Source organism: Candidatus Atribacteria bacterium (genome assembly GCA_011056645.1).
GTDB classification, from domain to species: domain Bacteria; phylum Atribacterota; class Phoenicimicrobiia; order Phoenicimicrobiales; family Phoenicimicrobiaceae; genus Sediminicultor; species Sediminicultor quartus.
Genome location: DSEL01000174.1, coordinates 1 through 2,950, shown reverse-complemented (window position 1 = coordinate 2,950; position 2,950 = coordinate 1). Strand labels below are relative to the sequence as shown.

General features: G+C 32.2%; 3 protein-coding genes. All 3 read right to left on the bottom strand.

Annotated elements, in window-relative coordinates:
• The coding region (locus ENO17_07590; protein ID HER24892.1) for a carbohydrate ABC transporter permease at positions 1 to 398 on the bottom strand (398 nt) is incomplete at its 3' end.
• Positions 391 to 1,269: a sugar ABC transporter permease gene (locus ENO17_07585; protein ID HER24891.1), complete on the bottom strand. Its 879-nt coding sequence runs from the start codon at positions 1,267 to 1,269 to the stop codon at positions 391 to 393. The genes ENO17_07585 and ENO17_07590, both read right to left, overlap by 8 nt.
• Before the next feature lie 137 nt (positions 1,270 to 1,406).
• Positions 1,407 to 2,753 carry an extracellular solute-binding protein gene (locus ENO17_07580; GenBank protein ID HER24890.1) on the bottom strand — a complete coding sequence of 449 codons (1,347 nt, stop codon included), beginning with the start codon at positions 2,751 to 2,753 and terminating at the stop codon, positions 1,407 to 1,409.
• Positions 2,754 to 2,950: the final 197 nt, after the last annotated feature.

Here is a 2,950-nt window from a genome sequence, read left to right as displayed (position 1 = left end):
GCGTATAACGGCACAATATAAATTTGAGCAGGAATAGCTGTAGCAGAAAGAAAATAAATTGCTATTAGACCCATTTTAGAAGATTTAAAAAAGGATAACGAGTATGCTGTAAAACCGGATATAATACATATTGTTATTGTCGTAATCAACCCAACCGTAACACTATTTTTATAGGCTTGCCAATAATTTCCTGTTCCCCAGACGTCGATATAATTTTGAAATCGAAAAATCACAGGAAAATTTAAAGGATAACCCATTACTTCTGTATTTGATTTAAAAGAATTCAAAAACAAGATTAGTAAAGGGCTTACACTATAAATTGCTAAAAACAATAAAGGAATGTGCAGTAAATAATTCTTTTCGTTAATTAAATGATTACTTTTTATAGATTTAGACATTTAGCTCCTTTCTTCTCATATATATAAAGAACATGATAAAAATTGAAGATAGAAGAAATAGGACCACGGCAATAGAACATGCATATCCGGATTCCCAGGTTAGAAATGCTTTTTTATAAATCCATGTTGCTAAGAGCTCTGTTGAATGTCCAGGACCTCCTTGAGTCATAATCCAAACGTACTCAAAAGCTAAAAATGACCATATAACAGTCATTAATGAAATAAAAGCTAAAGTTGGAGCAATCATTGGAACTGTTATTAGCCACATTTGTTTCCATTTATTGGCACCATCTATTTTTGCAACTTCATAATAAACTGGATCAATTCCTAAACATGCCCCTAAAAAGACAACCATTACAAAGCCCCACCAATGCCAATTATCTACAAGGGCTACAGAAAAAAGAGCAATTTTAGGATTTCCTAACCAGGACCAAGACCCCGCTAATGAGGTAAAACCTAACTTTGTAAATAACAACTTAAATACACCATAAAATGGGTCATATATCCAACCCCATATTCTTCCTACCACAACAGGAGCAATAACTACAGGGAGAAAAAATATAACCCTATATATGCTTTTTGCTTTTTCTCCCCTTATATTCGTGACTAAAAAAGCTACTATAATGCCTAATATCATAGGTACAGTAAGAAAAAATATAGTCCATTTTATATTATTTAATAAAGCTATCCAAAAAACTTCATCTTCGGTAAATAATCTCCTAAAATTTTCTAATCCTATATATTTCGCCTTTCCCATTCCGGTCCACTTATAAAACGACATAAACAATGTACTAACAGAGGGAAATAAAATAACCACACCATGCAATAAAAATGCAGGTAGAATGAAAAGCCATACTTTTGTTTTTTCCATATTTGTTTCCTGCTATAATTTCACTTATTATTTGATTTTTTTCATACAAAACGATAAACACATAAAAGCAATTTAATTTAAAAGTTTTGCCTATGCAACGCAAATGCGTTGCATAGGCAAAATAATTAATTAGATATCTATCTTTGAGGTATAGTTGGAATTTCACCTTCTTCTCTTGCAGTCTCAAGTAGTATTTGGGCTTTAGATAGGTAACTTTCTATAGATAATGATCCAAATAAAACATTAGAAAGGTTTTCATACATATAAACCTGAGTTTTAGTTGGCCAAAACGCCCATGTTGCATATCCTATTCTTCCTTCTTTTTGAAGTGTGTATATATAATTAATCATCCAAGAAACTCTTTTGTCCATATCATCAGTAAAATAAGCAGAGGGATCTGAAGTAGTAATTGGCCATACATCGGTTGATGTATTTGCTGCAATTAAGGCACTACGTTTAGGATCTTCTACAATCCAATTTAGAAATTCAGCTACAGCATCGGGATGTTCAGTAGCAACATTTACACCAACGGTAAAACCAATAGCTAAAGGAGATACCGGTATTACACCATCCCCACTTGGGAAAGGTACAATTCCCCATTTGAAATCCTTCACATATGAATCCATATATTTAACTCCCCAGCTGCCACTCATAATCATTAAGGCAGTTTTATCTGCAAAACGTGCAAAAGAATCATCCTCACTAACCTCATACATTTTTTTATTCATAATCCATCCTTTATCCCAGATAAACTTGAAGTTTTCAAGAGCTTTTTTAAAAGATTCATCAGTTAGGGAAAGCGATCCTGTTAGAACTTTATATACATTCTCACTACCAGCCCATTGATTCAAAATTACTGAAAGCCACCATTCATTTGCTGGAGTAAAACCTCTCGTACCAAAAGAAAAAGGAATATAACCTTTTGCTTCAATTTCTTCACATAAGGATACTAACTCACTGTATGTTTTGGGGGTAGACCAACCATATTCCTCAAATTTATCCTCATTATAATAAAGAAATAAACTTTCAGGGTTTAATGGTAACCCATATAAATTATCCTTATACCTGTGAATTTCTAAAGCCCAAGAGGGAATTTTTTCATTCCAACCATAATTATCTTGATATTTGTTTAAGTTAAGTAAGAGTCCAGCATCAGCAAAAGGTATCATAGCAGAAGGTCCAAATATTCGAAACATATCTGGTCCTTCTTTTCCTGAAGTAAGACCAGCTTGTACAGTTCGTAAATATTCGTCTCCACCTCCCAAAATATTCATATTTACTTTAATATTTGGATGTGTTTCATTAAAAGCATCAAAAACATTTATTTTTGCTTGGTCTACAAAAGCGGTCCTTTCCCACCAAAAATCAAGAATAATGGGTTCTTTGGCACTCCCCTGAGCTAACGCAGTTAATCCTAAAATGGTAAATAACAATAATCCTATTGACAATACTATTAGTGAGCAGGTTAATCTTCTTTTTTTCACTTTATATTACCTCCATTTATTTTTTATAAACTAATATATTTTTTTACTTTAGGAACAAATAAAATTCTAAAACAATATAATACTATCCTCTAACCACCCCCTTTATGGAATAAATATTCTTCTCGTTTTGTATCACCCCCTAAATTTGTTTTTGTAACTTATTGAGCATATAATATATTTAGGCTTATAAATAATAT

Excerpts from the sequence above, each read along its gene's own strand:
- ENO17_07585 (HER24891.1), bottom strand. The coding sequence starts at position 1,269 with ATGGAAAAAACAAAAGTATGGCTTTTCATTCTACCTGCATTTTTATTG.